Genomic DNA, 17,067 nt, shown 5'->3' with positions numbered 1-17,067 from the left:
GCCTTTGTTTTCATTGGATGGATTTTGCAGCGGGCTGATAAAACTCTTTGATTTTTTCAGGCGGCAACGGCGGGTTAAAGTAATATCCTTGTGCCTGATTGCAGCCTTGTTGTTTTAGGAATTGCAGTTGTTCTGCAGATTCGACACCTTCAGCTATGACATTCAGCTGCAGGTTGTGCGCCATTTGGATGATGGTATCGACAAGTGCCGCGTCTTTTGGATCCGTAGTGAGGTTGCGGGTGAAACACTGGTCGATTTTAAGGGTATCAATCGGAAACAGCTTCAAATAGCGGAGCGATGAATAGCCGGTGCCGAAATCATCAATGGACAGATGAATGCCCATCGCCTTGAGTTTCCCCATTGTTGAGATAGCACTGGGGGAGTCTTGGATAATGCTTTCAGTCAGTTCGAGCTCCAGATACTGGGGAGCGAGTCCCGATTCCGACAGGGCGGCCTGAACGGTTTCGGTCAAGTTGCTTTGTGAGAACTGGCGGGAAGAGATATTGACAGCAACCCGAAACTGCGGCAATCCAGCCTTCTGCCAGGCCATGTTTTGCAGGCAAGCCTGCCGCAGAACAAATTCACCAATCTGGATGATGCTGCCGGTTTCTTCTGCGATGGGAATAAATTCAGCAGGCGAGACGTTCCCCCATTTGGGATGTGTCCAGCGAAGCAAAGCCTCCAGCCCCACGGTCTTTTCAGTTTTTAAATCGATTTGTGGCTGATAATGAAGAGAAAATTCACCGCGTTCCAAGCCTTTTTTCAAATCCATGGCCAGTTTGGATTTTCTGGAAACCAATTGATTGGTTTCTTCTGAGAAAAATTGAAAATTATTTTTGCCATGATCTTTTGCTGAGTATAATGCAATATCTGCATTTTTTATTAACGTCTCTACGTCGTTGCCATCAGAAGGGAATCTGCTGATGCCGATGGATGGCGTGATAAATAATTCTTCCTGCTGGAAATGGAAAGGTTCTTCAAATAACTCCAAGATCGCTTGTGCATGAGCAGCTGCTTCTGCACCATCGGTATTCGGCAATAATAGGATGAATTCATCTCCACCCAAACGGGAAATGGTGTCATTTTTTCGTGCGATGCTTTGGAAACGCTCAGATGTTTTAATCAATAATTGATCTCCAGCAGAATGGCCATAGGTGTCGTTGACTATTTTGAAATGGTCCAAATCAATATACAGGAGGGAGAAACTTTGCTTATTTCCATCCGCCTGGTCTAAAGCAGCTTGTATTTGGTCAATGAAAAGACGGCGATTTGCCAAGCCGGTCAAGGAATCCCGGTAAACGAGAGTGTTGATCTTGGCTTCCGTATCTTTCCGTTCGGTGATGTCGCGGATGATGCTGCTGAAAAATATACACTTATCTGTTTTCCAGGTTCCGAGAGACATTTCAATCGGAAACTCACTGCCGTCTTTGCGGCGGCCAATCAATTCAACCCGTGTGCCGATTACATGGGGGACAGCAGTGTCCAGGTAACGCTTTAATCCTTTCCGGTGTGCCTCCCGTAAAGGCTTGGGAATGATGATTTCTAAATTAGAACCCAACGCTTCGTCTTTGCTGTAATGGAATATCGCTTCGGCGCCTGAGTTCCACTGCAGAATAATGCCTTGGTGGTCCGCTACGATAATGGCGTCAGTAGTGGATTCGAAAATCGATTCGAACTTCTTTTCCGATTCAGCGGAATTCGCTTTCAGCTGGAGCTTTTGGCGCTTCCGTGAACAGAAGAAAAGCAAGGTCGCCAACAACAGGGAAACGGAAAGAATAATCGGCAGAAAAACAGGAGAAAGCTTATCTGTGATTGAAATAATGTCCATAGAGTATACATCACTCTCTTTTCTTTAAATGGATTGGGCTGGAATCATACGGCTTGCGTAGAAATGGCAATGCCTATCTGTATTGTTTACATATCATAGCACAAGAATTACTTCCAATAAACGTAAGTAAAATAAAACTTTGGAACGAGTTGAAGCCCGAAAGCCATTAATTTTTCAAATGTTATGTTAAAATAGGAAGTACGTAATTTTATTTCTTCCAACAGTTTTGTATGGGCGAATAAAATTCCGCTATTTTTTTGTCTTTTGTGAATCGAGTTTAAGCTTCCCCTTTTCCAACCTCAGAACGACTTCCTTATATCCACCCACGTACGCGAACGGGAATAGGCCAAGCCTAGACACATTCCCAAAGGACAATGAAAATTGAATAGGAAAGGAATTGATTAAATGAGATCTGAGATTACTGCAGATCAAGAGTTAGTTAAAAAGAAACAAAGCTACGGAGACGAATCAACAGGCGACTATACGTTTGACCGTGTACCGCGGGAAGAACGCAAAATGGGTTGGCTGAGCATCACCAACATCACATTCGGCATCGCGACCGCCATCTTCTACTTCCAGATGGGAAGCGTCATGGCGCTGCAATTTGGAGCCGCCAATGCCATCATTTCTGCCATCTACGCGATCCTCGTCGCAGGCATCCTCGGAACCATTATCGTTTACCTATCGGCCAAGTCCGGTATGAACGTCAATTTATTATCCCGCGGAGGGTTCGGTTACATCGGAGCCTCATTAACCTCCTTAATCTACGCATCGAACTTTATTATGTATTGCGCTTTTGAAGGCATGATCCTGGTCGCTGCAGTCCATGCTTATTTCCCCGCCGTCCCCATGTGGCTTCTAATTATCGGATTCGGTTCAGTGGTCATTCCATTAAACTGGTTCGGCATTAAACAATTGGACAAATTACAAAAATGGTCATTGCCGGTGTTTGCGATTTTCCTGGTTGCGGCAATTTATGTAGCTTTCAACACCACATCGAAATTTGACGGAAATTTCTGGACCTATATGCCTGAAGGCGTGCAAATCGGTGGAACCGCGTTGCTGTTGTGCATCGGGATGCAGCACGGCATCATGGGACTCACTGCGTTGATCGCTTCCGATTACGCACGTTTCCTGAAACCGAAAGATTTGAAAATCGGATCGGTCGCCATCGGCTTTATTCCGCAGATTTTCTGTTTTGGCGTTATGGGCGGACTCGGCATCTGGTTCGGTGTGACACTTGGCGAATCCAACCCGGGTGTCTATATCGTCGTCCTGCTTGGGCTTGGCGGTGTGCTGTTTACGATGCTGACGCAAATCCGCATCAACATCACCAATATCTACAGCAGCTCGCTGTCCCTGTCGAGCTTTTTTGAGAACATGTTCGGCTTTACACCGGGTCGCCGTTTCTGGGTCGTCGTGGCAGGCGTGATCGCAATCGTCTTGATGCTTGGCGGCATCGTCGATCACTTGGATGTCGCGATGACATTCCAAGGGGTAGCACTGATGAGTTGGGCATCGATTCTTGTGACGGACGCTTTGGTCGTCAAGAAATGGCTGAAAATCGGTCCGGGCTATTACGAATCCAGGCAGCGGAACCTGCATAAATGGAACCCGGTCGGCGTCGTGTCCTTGCTGGTGCCGACTGCACTTGGAACCATCGCAGCGCTCGGTTATATGGGCACATTCCTGCAAAGCACAGCTGCGTTTTTCGCGCTGATCCTGGCATCGATTTTGACTGTCGCTCTGGCAGTAGCTACAAAAGGGCGTTATTACGTGAAACGACAAGCGCACGATATTCCGAAAGAAGATTATATTGCCTGAGTAAAAATTCTGCGTTACACTGGTGGCAATAAAACGTATGGTTGTCTATTCCTATTCAGAAAGGATGATCGAGTTGACGACTTCTACTGTGGTGTTATCTATGGCACGCCGATTCAATGCCAGCGACAAAGCCGTATACGAAGCTTGGACGGATCCGCAACTGATGAAGAAATGGCTGTTTACGACAGAAGACACCAACCAGGTAACCCAAAATTCCTTGCGCGCGGGCGGAAGCTGGGAAATCGTCGACCGCCGGGAAGGCACCGATTACCGGGCGGTCGGCGAATACCTCGAACTGAAGCCGCCGCATAAGCTGATGTTCTCTTTCAAGATGCCGCAGTTCAACGACCTGGAAGACCGCATTACAGTATGGATTTCCATGGTGCAGGACAGTTGTGAAATGGCGTTCGTCCAGGAAATCACGGTGCTGCATGAAGAAGGCTGGACGGAAGAAGACATTAAAAAAGCCGGCGAAGACTATAGCAGTCAAAGCCAAGAAGGCTGGAGCCTGATGTTTGAGAATTTGAGGCAGCTGGTGGAAACACCTGAATAGGAAAAACCGCAATCTCCCGAAACCGGAGAGATTGCGGTTTTTTTGAATTCAAAATGAAGTAATAAAAATATGGGTAATATTGCATAATTGTATTTAAAAGGATATGATCGACAAGAAATAAAAAAACGTTAAAAAATAATGCAAGAGTGACAATGATAATGAGTTTATAGTAAGTTGAACCGCTGGAAAAGGCAAACCCACTTTAGCATATCGGAGGAAGTCCATGACCCAAATAACGGATTTGGAATTTAAAGTTCAAGAGCTGGTTACGTTGTTGGAAGCATCGAAGCAATTGAACTCGAATATTGAAATGGAAGAAGTGCTTGAAAACATCCTGCTGCAGATGGTACAGGTTGTGGGAGCAGAAGCAGGGACCTTGTGGGTGCTGGACAAGAAACGGCAACAGATCAAGGCGTCCGCGGCTTACGGACCGTCTGCGTCGGACATCCTCAACATCGAACTGGAACTGGATGAAGGCATTGTGGGAAAAGTAATCCGGACGGGTGAAGCCCAGCTGGTCGAACATGTAGCATCCAATCCCGACTGGACAGACCGTGTGGATCATTCAAGCGGATTCGTGACCAAGTCAATGATCACCGTTCCATTAACGGTCAAAGGAAATGTCCTTGGCGCTTTGCAGCTGCTGAATAAAAAAGACATCGCCTTTTTCTCTGAACAGGACATCCGCCTCGCCGTTGCACTCGCCAACCAATCTGCATTGGCACTCCACAACAGCCAGATGTACGACGAACTGCAGCGCATGCTGCTGAGCATGATCCGCACATTAGCGAAAGTGCTGGACGCGCGTGACCCGTATACCGCCGGACATTCGGAGCGCGTAGCAAAATACTCGCTGTGGATCGCTCAAAAGCTCGAGTTCGATGCGCATACGTGCGAAGAATTGTATAAAGCGGCGCTGCTTCACGACATCGGAAAGATTGGCATCGCAGACGACATCCTCCGGAAGCCCGACCGGCTGACGACTGAAGAGTATGAGGCAATTAAACAGCATACCGTAATCGGAGCGGACATCCTATCCAATATGGAGCCGAAAGAAGCGGTGGCACATGCCATGGAAACAGCGCTGTCCCATCATGAACGGCTGGACGGCACCGGTTACCCGCATGGCTTGGCAGGAGATGACATTCCCTTATTTGCGCGGATTGTCGGTGTGGCCGATGCCTTCGACGCTATGACGACGGCGCGTTCCTATAGTGAAGGCTTATCTTTCCGCTTGGGTGCAGAAGAACTGATCCGCTGCAGAGGCACGCTGTTCGACAGCGAAGCCGTAGATGCCTTTACGGCGATTCTTGCCGACTGTGATTATAAATTGGAACGTTATGAGAAATAGGAAAGAGGCTGTCGGCTATGAGCCAGTTTGATTACTTATTGATCGCCCATTTGATCGGCGATTTTCTGCTGCAGACCGGCTGGATGGCGAAACACAAAGCCAGCAAATGGCTGCCCCTATTAACACATGTCTCTATTTATACGACAGTCATTGCGCTGTTCGGCCATTTCTCAGGAGGCTTGTCCTTTATGGCGGTGGCCATCGTTTTTATCGGCCATATCATTCTGGACCGGAAAACCTTTGTCTTGTTTTGGGTGGAGCGGGTCCAGATGGCTAAAGGGCCGGAGAAGGTTTGGCTGTCGATTATGGCTGACCAGATTTTCCATATTATTTTGCTGGCTCTTGCCGTAGCGATTTCTTAGGAGTGAAGACCATGAAGCCCAAAACTTATGTGCTTGAAAAAGAATATGCAGTAGACCGGCAAACTGCTTGGCAGCTGCTCGCAGACAATAACCGCATGAACCTCTACATCGGTTTGTTTCCGGTAAGCTTCAGCCCGGCAAAACAAGACGGCGCGGAAGTGTTTTACCGGGAAGCCCATGCCAAAGTGCTGGGGCTTGTGCCAATTTCGTGGCAGGAGTTTCCCTTTCAGTGGCAGGAAAACGACAGCTATACCGTTGAACGCCGTTACCTCACTGGGCCTCTCAAGCATTACACGTTGAAAGTGGAGCTGTTCGACAATGGCAACAAAGGGACGCGGGTCAAGTTGACGGCTGATTTCGTACCGCTTAATCCTTTAGGTTACGCTGCCATTTGGGCGACCGGCCTGCCGGCTATCAAAAAGATCATGCGCTATTTGGATGATTATTTGGCGTCGGATGCAAAAAACGTTTTGGAAGCGCCGCAAAAACCGGCAACCGTCAAAATCAATCTGCTGGAACTCGATCGGCTGTCGGCTCTTCTCGCCAAGTCGCCTGTCGCTGGCAGCTATGTCGAACGGCTTCACCAGTATTTAGCCGGGAAAGGCGACCACGACGTCGCGCAAATCGAACCGATTCAACTGGCAAAGCTGTGGAACGCCGATTTGGATGATACCTTGCGCGTACTGCTCTATGCCACAAAAGCGGGCTTGCTGAACTTGAGCTGGAACGTCATCTGTCCGAATTGCCGGGTGTCGAAAGTCGAGCACAGTTCGCTGTCACAGCTGGAGCAGGAGTTTCATTGTGACTTGTGCGGCGTCAATTATGATGCCAATTTCGATCAATTTGTCGAGCTGAACTTCTCGGTTCATCCAAGCATCCGCCAGGCTTATGCCGAAGTGTATTGCATCGGAGGCCCGATGATCACGCCGCATGTTAAAGCGCAGCAGGTCATTCAACAAGGCAGAACGGCGCGGTTTGTGATTCCGGAAGGTAAAGATGCACTGCGTTTTCGGGTGCTGCAAGCGAATGACAGAGTAACTATAGATGAAAATGCGGAAACGGGTTCGCTGGATTATTCCGATGCGGGATGGTCGCAGGATTCGGTATCGGCTTCAGGTGAAGTCTCCATCACAAACTCAAGTTCACTGGATATTGTCGTCGCCTTGGAGCATGCCGATTGGAACAAACAAGCCGTGACAGCCGCCAAAGTGACGGCGATGCAGGAGTTCAGGGACCTGTTTTCTTCTGAAGTGCTGTCGCCCGGCCAAAAAATCGGCATCGACCATGTGACGATCCTCTTTACGGATCTAAAAGGCTCAACTTTGCTGTATGAAACGATGGGCGACTCGAACGCTTACGGCCAGGTACGCAATCATTTTGATTTTTTGACCGGGCACATCGTGCGAAATTCAGGCAGCGTCGTGAAAACAATCGGCGACGCGGTCATGGCGATATTCAATAAACCCGAAGACGGGTTGAAGGCAGCGTTGGCGATTCAGAAAAACCTGGCAGCGTTCAATGACACCGCCAATGAAGACCTAGTGCTGCGCATCGGCTTGTACAGCGGAGCGGCCATCGCTGTCAATTCCAACGACCGGCTCGATTATTTCGGCCGAACCGTCAACCTTGCTGCGCGTATTCAAGGGCAAGGTGAAGGCAATGACATCGTCATCAGCCGTGAAGTATTGGCGCAGCCGATGTCAGCGGAATTACTTGCGTCTGCTGAAGTGGAGCTGGAGGAGTTTTCGGCTGCCTTGAAAGGGATTGACGGGGCGGTGGAGTTGGTGAGAGTTCGATTAAGAGAAGAATTGTTGATTAAAGAGCAGGCGGGTTGATTGGTTGCCAATAGCTGGAGTTATTTAAAAATAGTTTGTTAATAAATGCCTGTTGAGATATCTTTATCTTAAGAGGCATTTTTTTGTTATGGAAAGGGAGTTGGACATGAAAGTTCAAACAGAACAATTCGGTGAAGTGGAACTGGCGGAAGAACGCGTCATCACGTTTGATAGAGGGATTCCAGGATTTGATGAATATAAGAAATATGTCTTGCTGCCGGCGGATGCAGAAGGCGAATCGCCATTCTTTTTCCTGCAGTCGGTGGATACGGTGGAAGTCAACTTCTTCCTGGTTGATCCGTTTACGTTTTTCCAGGATTACGATATCAAGTTGGAAGAGCAGATGGTGGAGCGGCTGCAGTTGGAAGACCCGTTAGACGCCATCGTGTTGACGACAGTGACAGTCAAAGGCGACATCAGCAGCGCGACGACGAACTTGAAAGCGCCGCTAGTCATTAATAATAAAAAACAAATGGGCATGCAGGTTGTCTTGAATAACAAAGACTACCAGATCAAGCAGGCTTTATTCCAGAGCGGCGACACTGCTGCAAGGCAGGTGTAGAGAGTGTTAGTACTGGGACGGAAAAAAGGCGAAACGATCATCATCAACGACGACATTGAAATCACGGTCACCTCTATAGAAGGCGACATGGTGCGCCTCGGCATCAACGCACCGAAGCAAGTAACTATCCACCGGAAAGAAGTGTACCTGGAGATTCAGGAAGAGAATAAGCAAGCAACTTCGAATGTCATCAACTTGAGTGATTTTTTGAGCATGAAAAAGAAATAGAGCGGAAGCCTGCAGATTTCGCAGGCTTTTTCTATACGCGTCGCGCCACGGTGGCAGACTCAATTGTTCCTCAAATTGTGGCTGCCGCGGGGGCGCAAAAAATATTCTAAAATCTTTTTCAAAAAACGCTAAACATTTATTAAACCCCTCCGATATAACTACTGTAAGGCAGTTCAAAAGGATTTGGGCGCTTGCAAAAAAACAAAAAAACATTACATGGAGGTAATACACAATGATTATCAATCACAATATCGCAGCACTTAACACTCACCGCCAAATGGGCTCGGCTCAAAGCGCACAAATGGAAAATATGGGGAAATTGTCTTCAGGACTTCGCATTAACAGCGCAAAAGATGATGCAGCTGGACTTTCGATTTCTGAAAAAATGCGCGGACAGATTCGTGGGTTAGAGCAAGGATCTCGTAACGCTCAAGATGCAATTTCAATGATCCAAACTGCAGAAGGTGCTTTAAGCGAAACACACGACATCCTTCAACGTATGCGTGAGCTTACTGTACAAGCCGGGAATGACTCTTATGACGCTGACGATCGTACTGTAATTCAAGTCGAAATTGACGATCTAGCTGGAGAAATCACTCGCATTTCTGAAACTACTCAATTTAATAGTCAAAACTTGTTAGATGCAAGCGGTGGAGCTGGCGAAAACGGTACATTCTCTTTCCAAATTGGGGCAAATAACGCTCAACAGTTAACTGTTGACTTTGCAGCGATGGATGCGACTACTTTAGTGGTAGATACTCTCGATGTCAGTACTTCAGCTCTTGCTACTGCATCTCTTGACACTCTTGATGCTGCAATCAAATCAGTTTCAGATGAACGTTCTCAATTAGGCTCTAAACAAAATCGTTTTGAACATACGATCAATAACTTGAACACATCAGCCGAAAACCTAACAGCTGCGGAATCAAGAATCCGCGACGTTGATTATGCCGAAGCCGCGTAAGCGAGCAGAGGTACAGTCGTCCTGGCCGGTAACAGCCAGAGATTACGACCGGGTGAATTGCTGGAAACCCCTTATAGCTTTTATTGCCACAACGCAGCTGGAAACGGCAAACGTGACGGTTCGAAAAAATAAAAGATTGGGCAATCAGCAGCCAAGCTCCTGTCTCGAAAGAGTGGAGAAGGTTCAACGACTAGGATAGACCATCTAAGGCGAAAGCTATGGTGATGAAATCCGTAGGTGACACAGTGGCCATCACCACTGAGCGATCCGAAGTGCCCGGCCCCTACTAACACTAGAGGGTGAAGATATAGTCTAGTCATTTATGAAAGTAAATGTTCGCACGATGGCGAAAGAAATGATGGAACAAACAAAGAACTCGATTCTTGCACAAGCATCACAAGCAATGCTAGCTCAATCCAATCAAATGACTCAATCAGTTTTACAACTGTTGAGATAATTGATTCTAGGGCGTCTAACCGGGTAACGGGTTAGAGTATAACTGGGTGAATTGCTGGAACTTCCTAAAGCCCCATCAACCACAACGTAACTGGAAACGGTCGGCGTGACGGTTTGAAAATGATGAGGATGGACCAATGGATAATCAGCAGCCAAGCTCCTGTGAGGAAACTCTGGGGAAGGTTCAACGACTAGGATAGACCGTCTAAGGCGAAAGCTATGGCGATGAAATCCGTAGGGTGGCAAGCGCCATTCGAAGTGCCCAGCCCCTCTAAATAGAGGGTGAAGATATAGTCTATTCTATGATCGAAAGACATAGCGGCAAAGCAGGCCAACCAAGCACCACAGCAAGTACTACAATTGCTGCGTTAATCTTAAAAATGAGAAGGAGCCTAATTTTAGGCTCCTTTTTTCATAAGGAGGCAATCTAATGGATATCGCCGCATTATCAATGGCATAAAGCCAGATGAACGTCCGGACTGAAGCGAACGTATCGATTATGAAGAAGACAATAGATCAGGCAGAAACAAACGGTCGAGATGTTGTGAAGATGCTGGAGCAGTCTGTTCAGCCTCATATTGGAAGTTCTCTTGATATAAAAATCTAAAAAGGAAAAAGATCTCATACTTTGAGATCTTTTTTTAATCCGGCAATATATACTCACTGTTATTCTTTCGCAGCTCAGCCCATTTATAGACAACGGACCAGTACGGCCGGTTCAAGTGAGCTGCAATTTCTTTATCGGTTCGGCCTTCTCTTTTCATTTTGCATAATACCTCGCATTCTTCCTCGGTATAATTTTTCTTTCGATCAGACGAACTGACAATTACTTCGTATCCTGGATAAGATTCTTGATATCTCTTAACTTCCTGCGAAAAACGGAATTCCCAATCTGTTTTGTGATACATAGAAGGGCAATCTCTAGATACTTCGCCAACTATTTTCAGGAACTTCATTGTTTCACAGACTTTTGTTGTTTTTAATATATAACCAAACCCATCTGATCTCTTACTGGTGTTAACTTCTACTGAAAATTGAGTGTGGATATGCAATTTTAGTTTGCATAGGTCTTCTAAAGAAAGACATTGCAAGTAAAGATGGATATGCGGCGTTAAATAAATAGTTTTTTTCAAGTGATTCTTACTAACCGATATAGACAGCGAACCGTCATCTAAAAATAAAGTTGTCAGAAACAATGGGGACTTGCACAGTTTCAGCATTTCTAGAGAAACAATTTTATCGCCGTTTGAATTATAAAAATGATTAAACATTTGTGTTAAAAGAGGCAAGGAGGGAGAGACTAGGAAAGAACAAGATTTATTAAAATAAAAAGTGGGCGGTAGTAGATTCAATTTCCAAATACGGTAATCTAATTGTTGGATACTGAAATGCTCCCTATAGCTATTATTTTTTCGACGAGATCCTGGATACCTCTTAGTGATTTCTCCATCTCCTAATATACTAGCGATTAAGACATTTTGTTCGTCTGATGTTAGAACATGTAAGTCCATAGTGACCCTCCTTTAATTAAGAACATATGTTCTTTTTTAATATACTATGAAGTAGTTGTAATTGTCTAATTACTGTCGCATTAATTTAATTCAAGTTTAAAAATAAACTTTCTCTCCCACAATTATCCTATTCTTTTTTCCTTCGTTATCTTGTAAACTAAACAAGATTAACTCAAGCAAGGGGTGTGAGAACCGATTGACCAGTCCGATTTCTAACAATTTTCTTTTATATAATACGATCGCTTCGATGGCGAAGTCGATGCCTGCTTTAGGCCAGACCGACAGTGGCGCTAGTTCTGTGGGCAGTTCGACAAGCCCAAGCACATTTTTCGCCATGCTGATGAGCGCGATGATGGAAAGCATGGAACAAGCGAATACTGGAACGACACCGCAAATGGGAATTCAGGCTGCTATGCCATCTTTAACTACGCCGTTAACGGCACCACTAACAAATTCCTATAATCCGGCGATCACGATTCCGCCGATCGATAAGAAAGAAGTGCCGACCGCTGCGACGGATACGAGCGATTTGAAGTTTAAGCCGACGCAATTTATCAAGCTGGACAATACATTAGAAGGTAAATTGAGCGGAACGGCTGCACACTTTATCAACGCCGGGAAAAAGTATGACCTGGATCCGAATTTATTGTCGGCCATCGCCATCCATGAAACCGGCAATGGTTCATCACGTGCGGTCAATGATAAGAATAATGTCGCCGGCATGATGGGCAAGAACGGCCTGCGGAGCTATGCTTCCGTGGAAGACAGCATTTTCGACATGGCCCGCAACCTGCGCCAGAATTATTTGAATGAAGGCAAAGACACCATCGCGAAGATCGGGGCGAAGTATGCGCCGGTTGGAGCCGCTAACGATCCAACCGGGTTAAATAACCACTGGACAAAAGGCGTCAGTAATCATTACTCCAAACTCACATAAGATGAGGCAGGCTCTTTACGGGCTTGTCTTATTTTTTTTGATTTATTGCTAAAAAAATCTGCTTTTCTGCCGATAACTAATATAGAGAACCATTTAGCGAGTTTAACCAATTAGGAGAGTGTCCATTATGGAAGTAACCAATACATCAATACCGCATTTTCCGAAAGTCACTGAGGCGGATCCGGTAGTCTCGAAGGAGACAGCTGCTGCTGGGAAAAACAACGGCGAAAATGCAGAAAAACCTATTACGAAGGAAGCACTCATAGATAAAGTGGACAGTATGAACAAATTTTTAGAGCCAACATCGACAAACGTGAAATTTCAGCTGCATGAAGAGCTGGAAGTTTATTACGTGCAAGTCATTGATTCCAAAACTGACGAAGTTTTAAGGGAGATTCCCAATAGGAAGTTTTTGGATATGTATGCTTCATTAGAGGATTTAGCAGGCTTGATGGTGGACGAGAAACGATAAGAAGGGAGGGAAAACCCAATGCGCGTTGGCGGATTAGCATCAGGCATGGATACCGACTCAATCGTCAAAGATATGATGAAGATCCAAAAGATGCCTTTAGATAAATTAATGCAGCAAAAAGTATTTACGGAATGGCAGCAAGAAGCGATCCGCGATACGAACCTGTCCATGACGAACCTGCGGACAAGCGCGAGTAACTTACGTCTGCAATCGTCATTCAACTCTTATAGCGCCACGTCGCCGACACCAAACAGCTTCACGGTTGCGACAACAGCGAATGCGATGAGCGGTTCTTACAAGGTGCAAGTGACAAGTGTCGCGAGTGCAGCGAAGTTGAACTCAGCTAACCCCGTTACAAATTCAGCAGGTACTGCGGCAAAATCAACAGATCAAATCGGTGTAGCCGGAAAAATCACCATAGGCACTATCAGTATTGACGTAGCGAGCACCGATACATTTGCGGACGTAGCAAAAAATCTACAGGACAAGACAGCAGCTTCAGTTCCAGCGTTACGGGCAAGCTTTGACAACACGACATCCCGATTTTTCATAGCGACAAAAGGGATGGGCAGTGAACAGGCTTTTACAATGGAGTTCAAGAATGCAGACGGAACAGCAGCAAGTGCCGAATTGGCTAACAAGATAATGAATAACAGCGGTGCTACTTCAGCAACGGCAATCGGCGCAGCAGACGGCGAAATCATGTTTGATAATATCAAAATCGAAGGATTAAAAACCAATCAGACAACAGTTAATGGAGTAACAGTCAACCTCCTGCAGGCAGGCGCTGAAGCAACCATCAACGTCCAGTCCAACCCGGAAAAGCCACTGGCCATGATCAAGGACTTCGTCGACAAATACAACGAAACCATCGAGAACCTGCAGAAGCAGCTGGTCGAAAAGCGCTACCCGGATTTCCAACCTTTGTCTGACGAACAGAAAAAGGACATGACGGAAAAGGAAATCGAGTTATGGGAAGACAAAGCACGGAGTGGTTTATTGCGCAATGACCCAGTATTGAAATCCGCCATGCAGGACTTGCGGAGAGCTTTTATGGACAGTGTAACCGGTCTTGCGGAAGGCAATATCAATCATTTATCGCAAATTGGCATCAACACCGGATCGTATACAGAAGGTGGTAAATTATTCATTGATGAAAAGAAATTGAGCGAAGCGCTTACCAATAAACCCGATGAAGTAATGGCGCTTTTCACCACACGTGATGCAGCGGGGAATGGTGTCGGTGCAAGAGTCTATGACACATTGAACAACATCGTCAAAAATCTCAGCGAAAAAGCCGGCAGTTCTTCAAGCTCGGTCGATAACAGTACATTGTCCAAAAAGATCAAACAGATGAACGATGAAATCAGCCGCTGGCAGGACCGTCTGACACGTGTTGAGGACCGCTACTGGAAGCAGTTCACTGCAATGGAGAAGGCGTTAAGCCAAATGAACTCACAAAGCGCCTGGATGCAGCAGAACCTGTTTGGAGGTGCGTAATGAACAGCGCGAAATCGATCATGCATGCATTTCTGAAACAGACACAGGAACTTTATGAAAGAGCGCAAACTATCCATTCCCGCATGGAAGCCAATGAAGAAGGAACAGTCGAAGCTCTTGAAACCTTATTCTTCCGGCGGCAGGAAACCATTAAGCAATTGGAGACGTTTATGAGGCAAAAGAACTTTCGGTGGACCACAGAAGAACACTTTATCATCGAGCAAGTAAAAGAAAGCGACCACCAGCTTCAACAACTGCTCAATGACCTTCATTTTGCCTTTCTGACCCAGATCAAACGCATTGCCCAAACAAAAGAAGTATCGAAAAAATACAACGGTGCCTATCAGACGATGGCGACCGGCGGTTCATTCATAGACAAGCGGAATTAGAAGCAAGGGGGAATTATTTACATGGCAACGATCAATCCTTACCAGACTTACCAGCAAAACTCAGTACTGACAGCATCACCGCAGGAACTGACGTTAATGCTTTATAACGGCAGCCTGAAATTCATGAAGCTTGCAAAGCGCGCGATGGCAGAAAAGAAATTCGAAGAAAAAAACACCAACATCATCAAAGCGCAAAACATTGTCCAAGAACTCCGCATCACTTTGGATTTGGAGATCGAAATGTCGGCCGCTCTTGCTCAAATGTACGAATACATGTACACCCGCTTGATGGATGCCAATATGAAAAACGACATAACAGCTTTGGAAGAAGTGGAAACACTCATGACAGACATGCGCAACACCTGGAAACAGGCGATGGCATTGGCGAAGAAAAATTAATTATAAATATAAAGTGATACAAATAAACTTTTTTCGTTAAAGATATGGAGCAAAACAGCTGAGAAGAGCGTACTGCTCCTGCATCGCTTCGCTGCTTCGTCGCAAAGACGTAGCCTCGCAAGCTTCGACTACTGTCTTTCCTGCGGCTTAGCGACTCGACCGATACACCGCAGGGAGCGAAGCGGACGAGGAGGATTGGGCGGGAGCCCGCTGGCAGACGGCACCGCGCCGTCCTGTCGCGCCGGCTGCATGACCCACATCCTGTGGGCCCGAAAGCAAAGCTGTTTTGCGGAATGTCATTCAAAACAATAAAACAACACAGGTAAATGAAATGAGGTATGAACGTGGATAAGACATCATGGATAGGGGTCATCATGGGATTTGCTGTGCTGATTGGCGGAATGATCCTGAAGGGGTCAAGCCCAATCGCATTATATAATCCAGCGGCGCTGGTAATCATTTTTGCTGGAACCATCGCCTGTATCCTCGTTGCCTTCCCGATGGACGAAGTGAAGAAAATCCCCAGTTTGTTCAAAGTGATTTTCAGAAACGAGAAAACGGTCTCCATCAAAGAAATGATTCCCATGTTCACGGGATGGGCGATGTTGGCGAGAAAACAAGGTTTGCTGGCATTGGAAGAAAAAGCGGAAGAAGTGGAAGATCCGTTTTTGCAGCGTGGACTGAAAATGGTCGTCGATGGCCAATCACAGGAACATATTCGTGATTTGATGGAAGAAGAAATTGCCGCCATGGAAGATCGCCATGAATTGGGTGCGAAAATCTTTGCGCAAGCTGGAACCTATGCACCGACGCTCGGTGTACTGGGTGCCGTGATTGGACTCGTTGCCGCACTGGGCCACTTGGACGACGTGGCGCTGCTCGGAAAATCGATTTCCGCAGCCTTTATCGCTACCTTGTTCGGGATTTTCTCGGGCTATGTATTATGGCATCCATTTGCCAACAAGCTGAAGCGGAAATCGGAACAGGAAGCCAAAATGAAAATGATTATGCTCGAAGGCTTACTGGCTGTCCAAGAAGGTTTGCCTGTCCGGACAGTGGAAGAAAAGTTATTGACTTATTTGCCGGCGAAAGACCGTGTGCTCGACTCTGAAGAAGGAAGCGGTGTTCCACTTGAAGCGCAAAAAGAAGCATGAAGAACACGTTGATGAAGCCTGGCTATTGCCTTATGCGGATATCTTAACGTTATTGTTGGCGTTATTTATCGTCCTCTTTGCAGCGAGCGAAGTAGATTCAAAGAAATTCCAGGCGATTTCCAGTTCGTTCAATAGCGAATTGCAGGGCGGCACCGGAATCCTGGATCAGGAAGCGCCGGTCGAAAGCTTAGATCCATCGACGACCGCTAAGTTGAACGAGGATCTGCCATCGGGTGAAAGCGAAGAAGAAATTCTGGCTGCTAAAGACCAGCAGGAATTAGAGGATTTTCAAACAAAGATTGAAGCATATATCGATGAAAAAGGGCTATCCCCTCGTCTGCAAACCGAAATGACTGTAAAAGGCTTGATGATCACCATCAGAGAAGGGGTTTTATTCGAATCGGGCAGTGCTGACATCATCGGCGGTTCACAGACCATTGCGGATGAAATTTCGAATCTATTGGTTTCCGATCCGCCCCGGATGATTTTCATTGAAGGGCATACCGACAATATTCCGGCAGGAACAAAAGAATATCCAACGAATTGGGAATTGAGTTCTGCACGCGCTATTAATTTCATGAAAATCCTGTTGGAGAACGACAAGTTAGATCCGGAAAAATTCAGTGCGACAGGTTACAGTGAATACCATCCGATTGCCACAAACGATACACCAGAAGGGCGTACGGAAAACCGCCGTGTCGAAGTGTTGATCTCACCTTACGAAAAAGAAACCGAAGAATAA

Annotated in this window: 19 protein-coding genes; 17 read left to right on the top strand and 2 right to left on the bottom strand. The window is 46.3% G+C overall.

Features of this window, described 5'->3' with window-relative positions:
* Positions 1–10: 10 nt before the first annotated feature.
* Positions 11–1,828 (bottom strand): putative bifunctional diguanylate cyclase/phosphodiesterase, encoded by a 1,818-nt coding sequence (locus QMA04_RS13830; RefSeq protein ID WP_290186466.1) that lies wholly within the window; start codon positions 1,826–1,828, stop codon positions 11–13.
* Between the two features lie 405 nt (positions 1,829–2,233).
* Here QMA04_RS13830 and QMA04_RS13825 point away from each other — a divergent pair, with 405 nt between their 5' ends.
* From QMA04_RS13825 to QMA04_RS13780, 10 genes are all read left to right on the top strand, one after another.
* Complete coding sequence (locus tag QMA04_RS13825; protein ID WP_290186464.1) at positions 2,234–3,652, top strand: purine-cytosine permease family protein; 1,419 nt, start codon at positions 2,234–2,236, stop codon at positions 3,650–3,652.
* A gap of 73 nt (positions 3,653–3,725) precedes the next feature.
* Entirely contained in the window at positions 3,726–4,205 is a 480-nt protein-coding gene (locus QMA04_RS13820; RefSeq protein ID WP_290186462.1) for an SRPBCC family protein, read from the top strand.
* A 223-nt stretch (positions 4,206–4,428) separates the two neighbouring features.
* The gene (locus tag QMA04_RS13815) at positions 4,429–5,556 is read left to right on the top strand and encodes an HD-GYP domain-containing protein (RefSeq protein WP_290186460.1); all 1,128 of its coding nucleotides are present in this window, start codon (positions 4,429–4,431) and stop codon (positions 5,554–5,556) included.
* 17 nt (positions 5,557–5,573) lie between these two features.
* Positions 5,574–5,918 (top strand): DUF3307 domain-containing protein, encoded by a 345-nt coding sequence (locus QMA04_RS13810; RefSeq protein ID WP_290186458.1) that lies wholly within the window; start codon positions 5,574–5,576, stop codon positions 5,916–5,918.
* Between the two features lie 11 nt (positions 5,919–5,929).
* Entirely contained in the window at positions 5,930–7,753 is a 1,824-nt protein-coding gene (locus tag QMA04_RS13805) for an adenylate/guanylate cyclase domain-containing protein (RefSeq protein WP_290186456.1), read from the top strand.
* Between the two features lie 106 nt (positions 7,754–7,859).
* Positions 7,860–8,315, top strand: a complete 456-nt coding sequence (gene fliW / locus QMA04_RS13800) for a flagellar assembly protein FliW (RefSeq protein WP_290186455.1) — start codon at positions 7,860–7,862, stop codon at positions 8,313–8,315.
* Positions 8,316–8,318: 3 nt separating this feature from the next.
* Complete coding sequence (csrA, locus tag QMA04_RS13795) at positions 8,319–8,543, top strand: carbon storage regulator CsrA (RefSeq protein WP_146558802.1); 225 nt, start codon at positions 8,319–8,321, stop codon at positions 8,541–8,543.
* 232 nt (positions 8,544–8,775) lie between these two features.
* The gene (locus QMA04_RS13790) at positions 8,776–9,507 is read left to right on the top strand and encodes a flagellin N-terminal helical domain-containing protein (RefSeq protein ID WP_290186453.1); all 732 of its coding nucleotides are present in this window, start codon (positions 8,776–8,778) and stop codon (positions 9,505–9,507) included.
* A gap of 322 nt (positions 9,508–9,829) precedes the next feature.
* Positions 9,830–9,964, top strand: coding sequence for a flagellin (locus tag QMA04_RS13785; protein ID WP_038702006.1), 135 nt, complete (start codon positions 9,830–9,832; stop codon positions 9,962–9,964).
* Between the two features lie 465 nt (positions 9,965–10,429).
* On the top strand, positions 10,430–10,570 hold the full coding sequence (locus QMA04_RS13780) for a YjfB family protein (RefSeq protein ID WP_290186452.1): 141 nt from the start codon (positions 10,430–10,432) through the stop codon (positions 10,568–10,570).
* Between the two features lie 34 nt (positions 10,571–10,604).
* On the opposite strand, the gene QMA04_RS13775 is transcribed toward QMA04_RS13780, so the two are convergent.
* A complete protein-coding gene (locus tag QMA04_RS13775; RefSeq protein ID WP_290186450.1) occupies positions 10,605–11,474 on the bottom strand; it encodes a DNA endonuclease in 870 nt (289 codons plus the stop codon).
* 196 nt (positions 11,475–11,670) lie between these two features.
* Between QMA04_RS13775 and QMA04_RS13770 the strand changes: the two genes are divergently transcribed.
* The 7 genes from QMA04_RS13770 (at position 11,671) to motB (ending at position 17,067) form a co-directional block, all read left to right on the top strand.
* The gene (locus QMA04_RS13770; protein WP_290186449.1) at positions 11,671–12,411 is read left to right on the top strand and encodes a glucosaminidase domain-containing protein; all 741 of its coding nucleotides are present in this window, start codon (positions 11,671–11,673) and stop codon (positions 12,409–12,411) included.
* Between the two features lie 127 nt (positions 12,412–12,538).
* Positions 12,539–12,883: a flagellar protein FlaG gene (gene flaG / locus QMA04_RS13765; RefSeq protein WP_290186447.1), complete on the top strand. Its 345-nt coding sequence runs from the start codon at positions 12,539–12,541 to the stop codon at positions 12,881–12,883.
* Positions 12,884–12,901: 18 nt separating this feature from the next.
* Entirely contained in the window at positions 12,902–14,383 is a 1,482-nt protein-coding gene (gene fliD / locus QMA04_RS13760) for a flagellar filament capping protein FliD (protein WP_290186445.1), read from the top strand.
* On the top strand, positions 14,383–14,772 hold the full coding sequence (locus QMA04_RS13755) for a flagellar protein FliT (RefSeq protein ID WP_290186443.1): 390 nt from the start codon (positions 14,383–14,385) through the stop codon (positions 14,770–14,772). Before fliD ends, QMA04_RS13755 begins: the two co-directional genes overlap by 1 nt.
* A 21-nt stretch (positions 14,773–14,793) precedes the next feature.
* On the top strand, positions 14,794–15,171 hold the full coding sequence (gene fliS / locus QMA04_RS13750; protein ID WP_290186441.1) for a flagellar export chaperone FliS: 378 nt from the start codon (positions 14,794–14,796) through the stop codon (positions 15,169–15,171).
* Between the two features lie 344 nt (positions 15,172–15,515).
* The gene (motA, locus tag QMA04_RS13745; RefSeq protein WP_290186439.1) at positions 15,516–16,325 is read left to right on the top strand and encodes a flagellar motor stator protein MotA; all 810 of its coding nucleotides are present in this window, start codon (positions 15,516–15,518) and stop codon (positions 16,323–16,325) included.
* The gene (gene motB / locus QMA04_RS13740; protein ID WP_290186437.1) at positions 16,303–17,067 is read left to right on the top strand and encodes a flagellar motor protein MotB; all 765 of its coding nucleotides are present in this window, start codon (positions 16,303–16,305) and stop codon (positions 17,065–17,067) included. Before motA ends, motB begins: the two co-directional genes overlap by 23 nt.

The organism is Planococcus sp. APC 3900, from assembly GCF_030407735.1.
Lineage (GTDB): Bacteria > Bacillota > Bacilli > Bacillales_A > Planococcaceae > Planococcus > Planococcus notacanthi.
Note: the sequence above shows the minus strand (reverse complement) of the source record. Positions and strands in the feature narration are given on the sequence as shown.

Coding starts and splice junctions, on each gene's coding strand:
- QMA04_RS13830 (WP_290186466.1), bottom strand. CDS start 1,828: ATGGACATTATTTCAATCACAGATAAGCTTTCTCCTGTTTTTCTGCCG.
- QMA04_RS13825 (WP_290186464.1), top strand. CDS start 2,234: ATGAGATCTGAGATTACTGCAGATCAAGAGTTAGTTAAAAAGAAACAA.
- QMA04_RS13815 (WP_290186460.1), top strand. CDS start 4,429: ATGACCCAAATAACGGATTTGGAATTTAAAGTTCAAGAGCTGGTTACG.
- QMA04_RS13810 (WP_290186458.1), top strand. CDS start 5,574: ATGAGCCAGTTTGATTACTTATTGATCGCCCATTTGATCGGCGATTTT.
- QMA04_RS13805 (WP_290186456.1), top strand. CDS start 5,930: ATGAAGCCCAAAACTTATGTGCTTGAAAAAGAATATGCAGTAGACCGG.
- fliW (WP_290186455.1), top strand. CDS start 7,860: ATGAAAGTTCAAACAGAACAATTCGGTGAAGTGGAACTGGCGGAAGAA.
- QMA04_RS13790 (WP_290186453.1), top strand. CDS start 8,776: ATGATTATCAATCACAATATCGCAGCACTTAACACTCACCGCCAAATG.
- QMA04_RS13785 (WP_038702006.1), top strand. CDS start 9,830: ATGAAAGTAAATGTTCGCACGATGGCGAAAGAAATGATGGAACAAACA.
- QMA04_RS13780 (WP_290186452.1), top strand. CDS start 10,430: ATGAACGTCCGGACTGAAGCGAACGTATCGATTATGAAGAAGACAATA.
- QMA04_RS13775 (WP_290186450.1), bottom strand. CDS start 11,474: ATGGACTTACATGTTCTAACATCAGACGAACAAAATGTCTTAATCGCT.
- flaG (WP_290186447.1), top strand. CDS start 12,539: ATGGAAGTAACCAATACATCAATACCGCATTTTCCGAAAGTCACTGAG.
- fliD (WP_290186445.1), top strand. CDS start 12,902: ATGCGCGTTGGCGGATTAGCATCAGGCATGGATACCGACTCAATCGTC.
- QMA04_RS13755 (WP_290186443.1), top strand. CDS start 14,383: ATGAACAGCGCGAAATCGATCATGCATGCATTTCTGAAACAGACACAG.
- fliS (WP_290186441.1), top strand. CDS start 14,794: ATGGCAACGATCAATCCTTACCAGACTTACCAGCAAAACTCAGTACTG.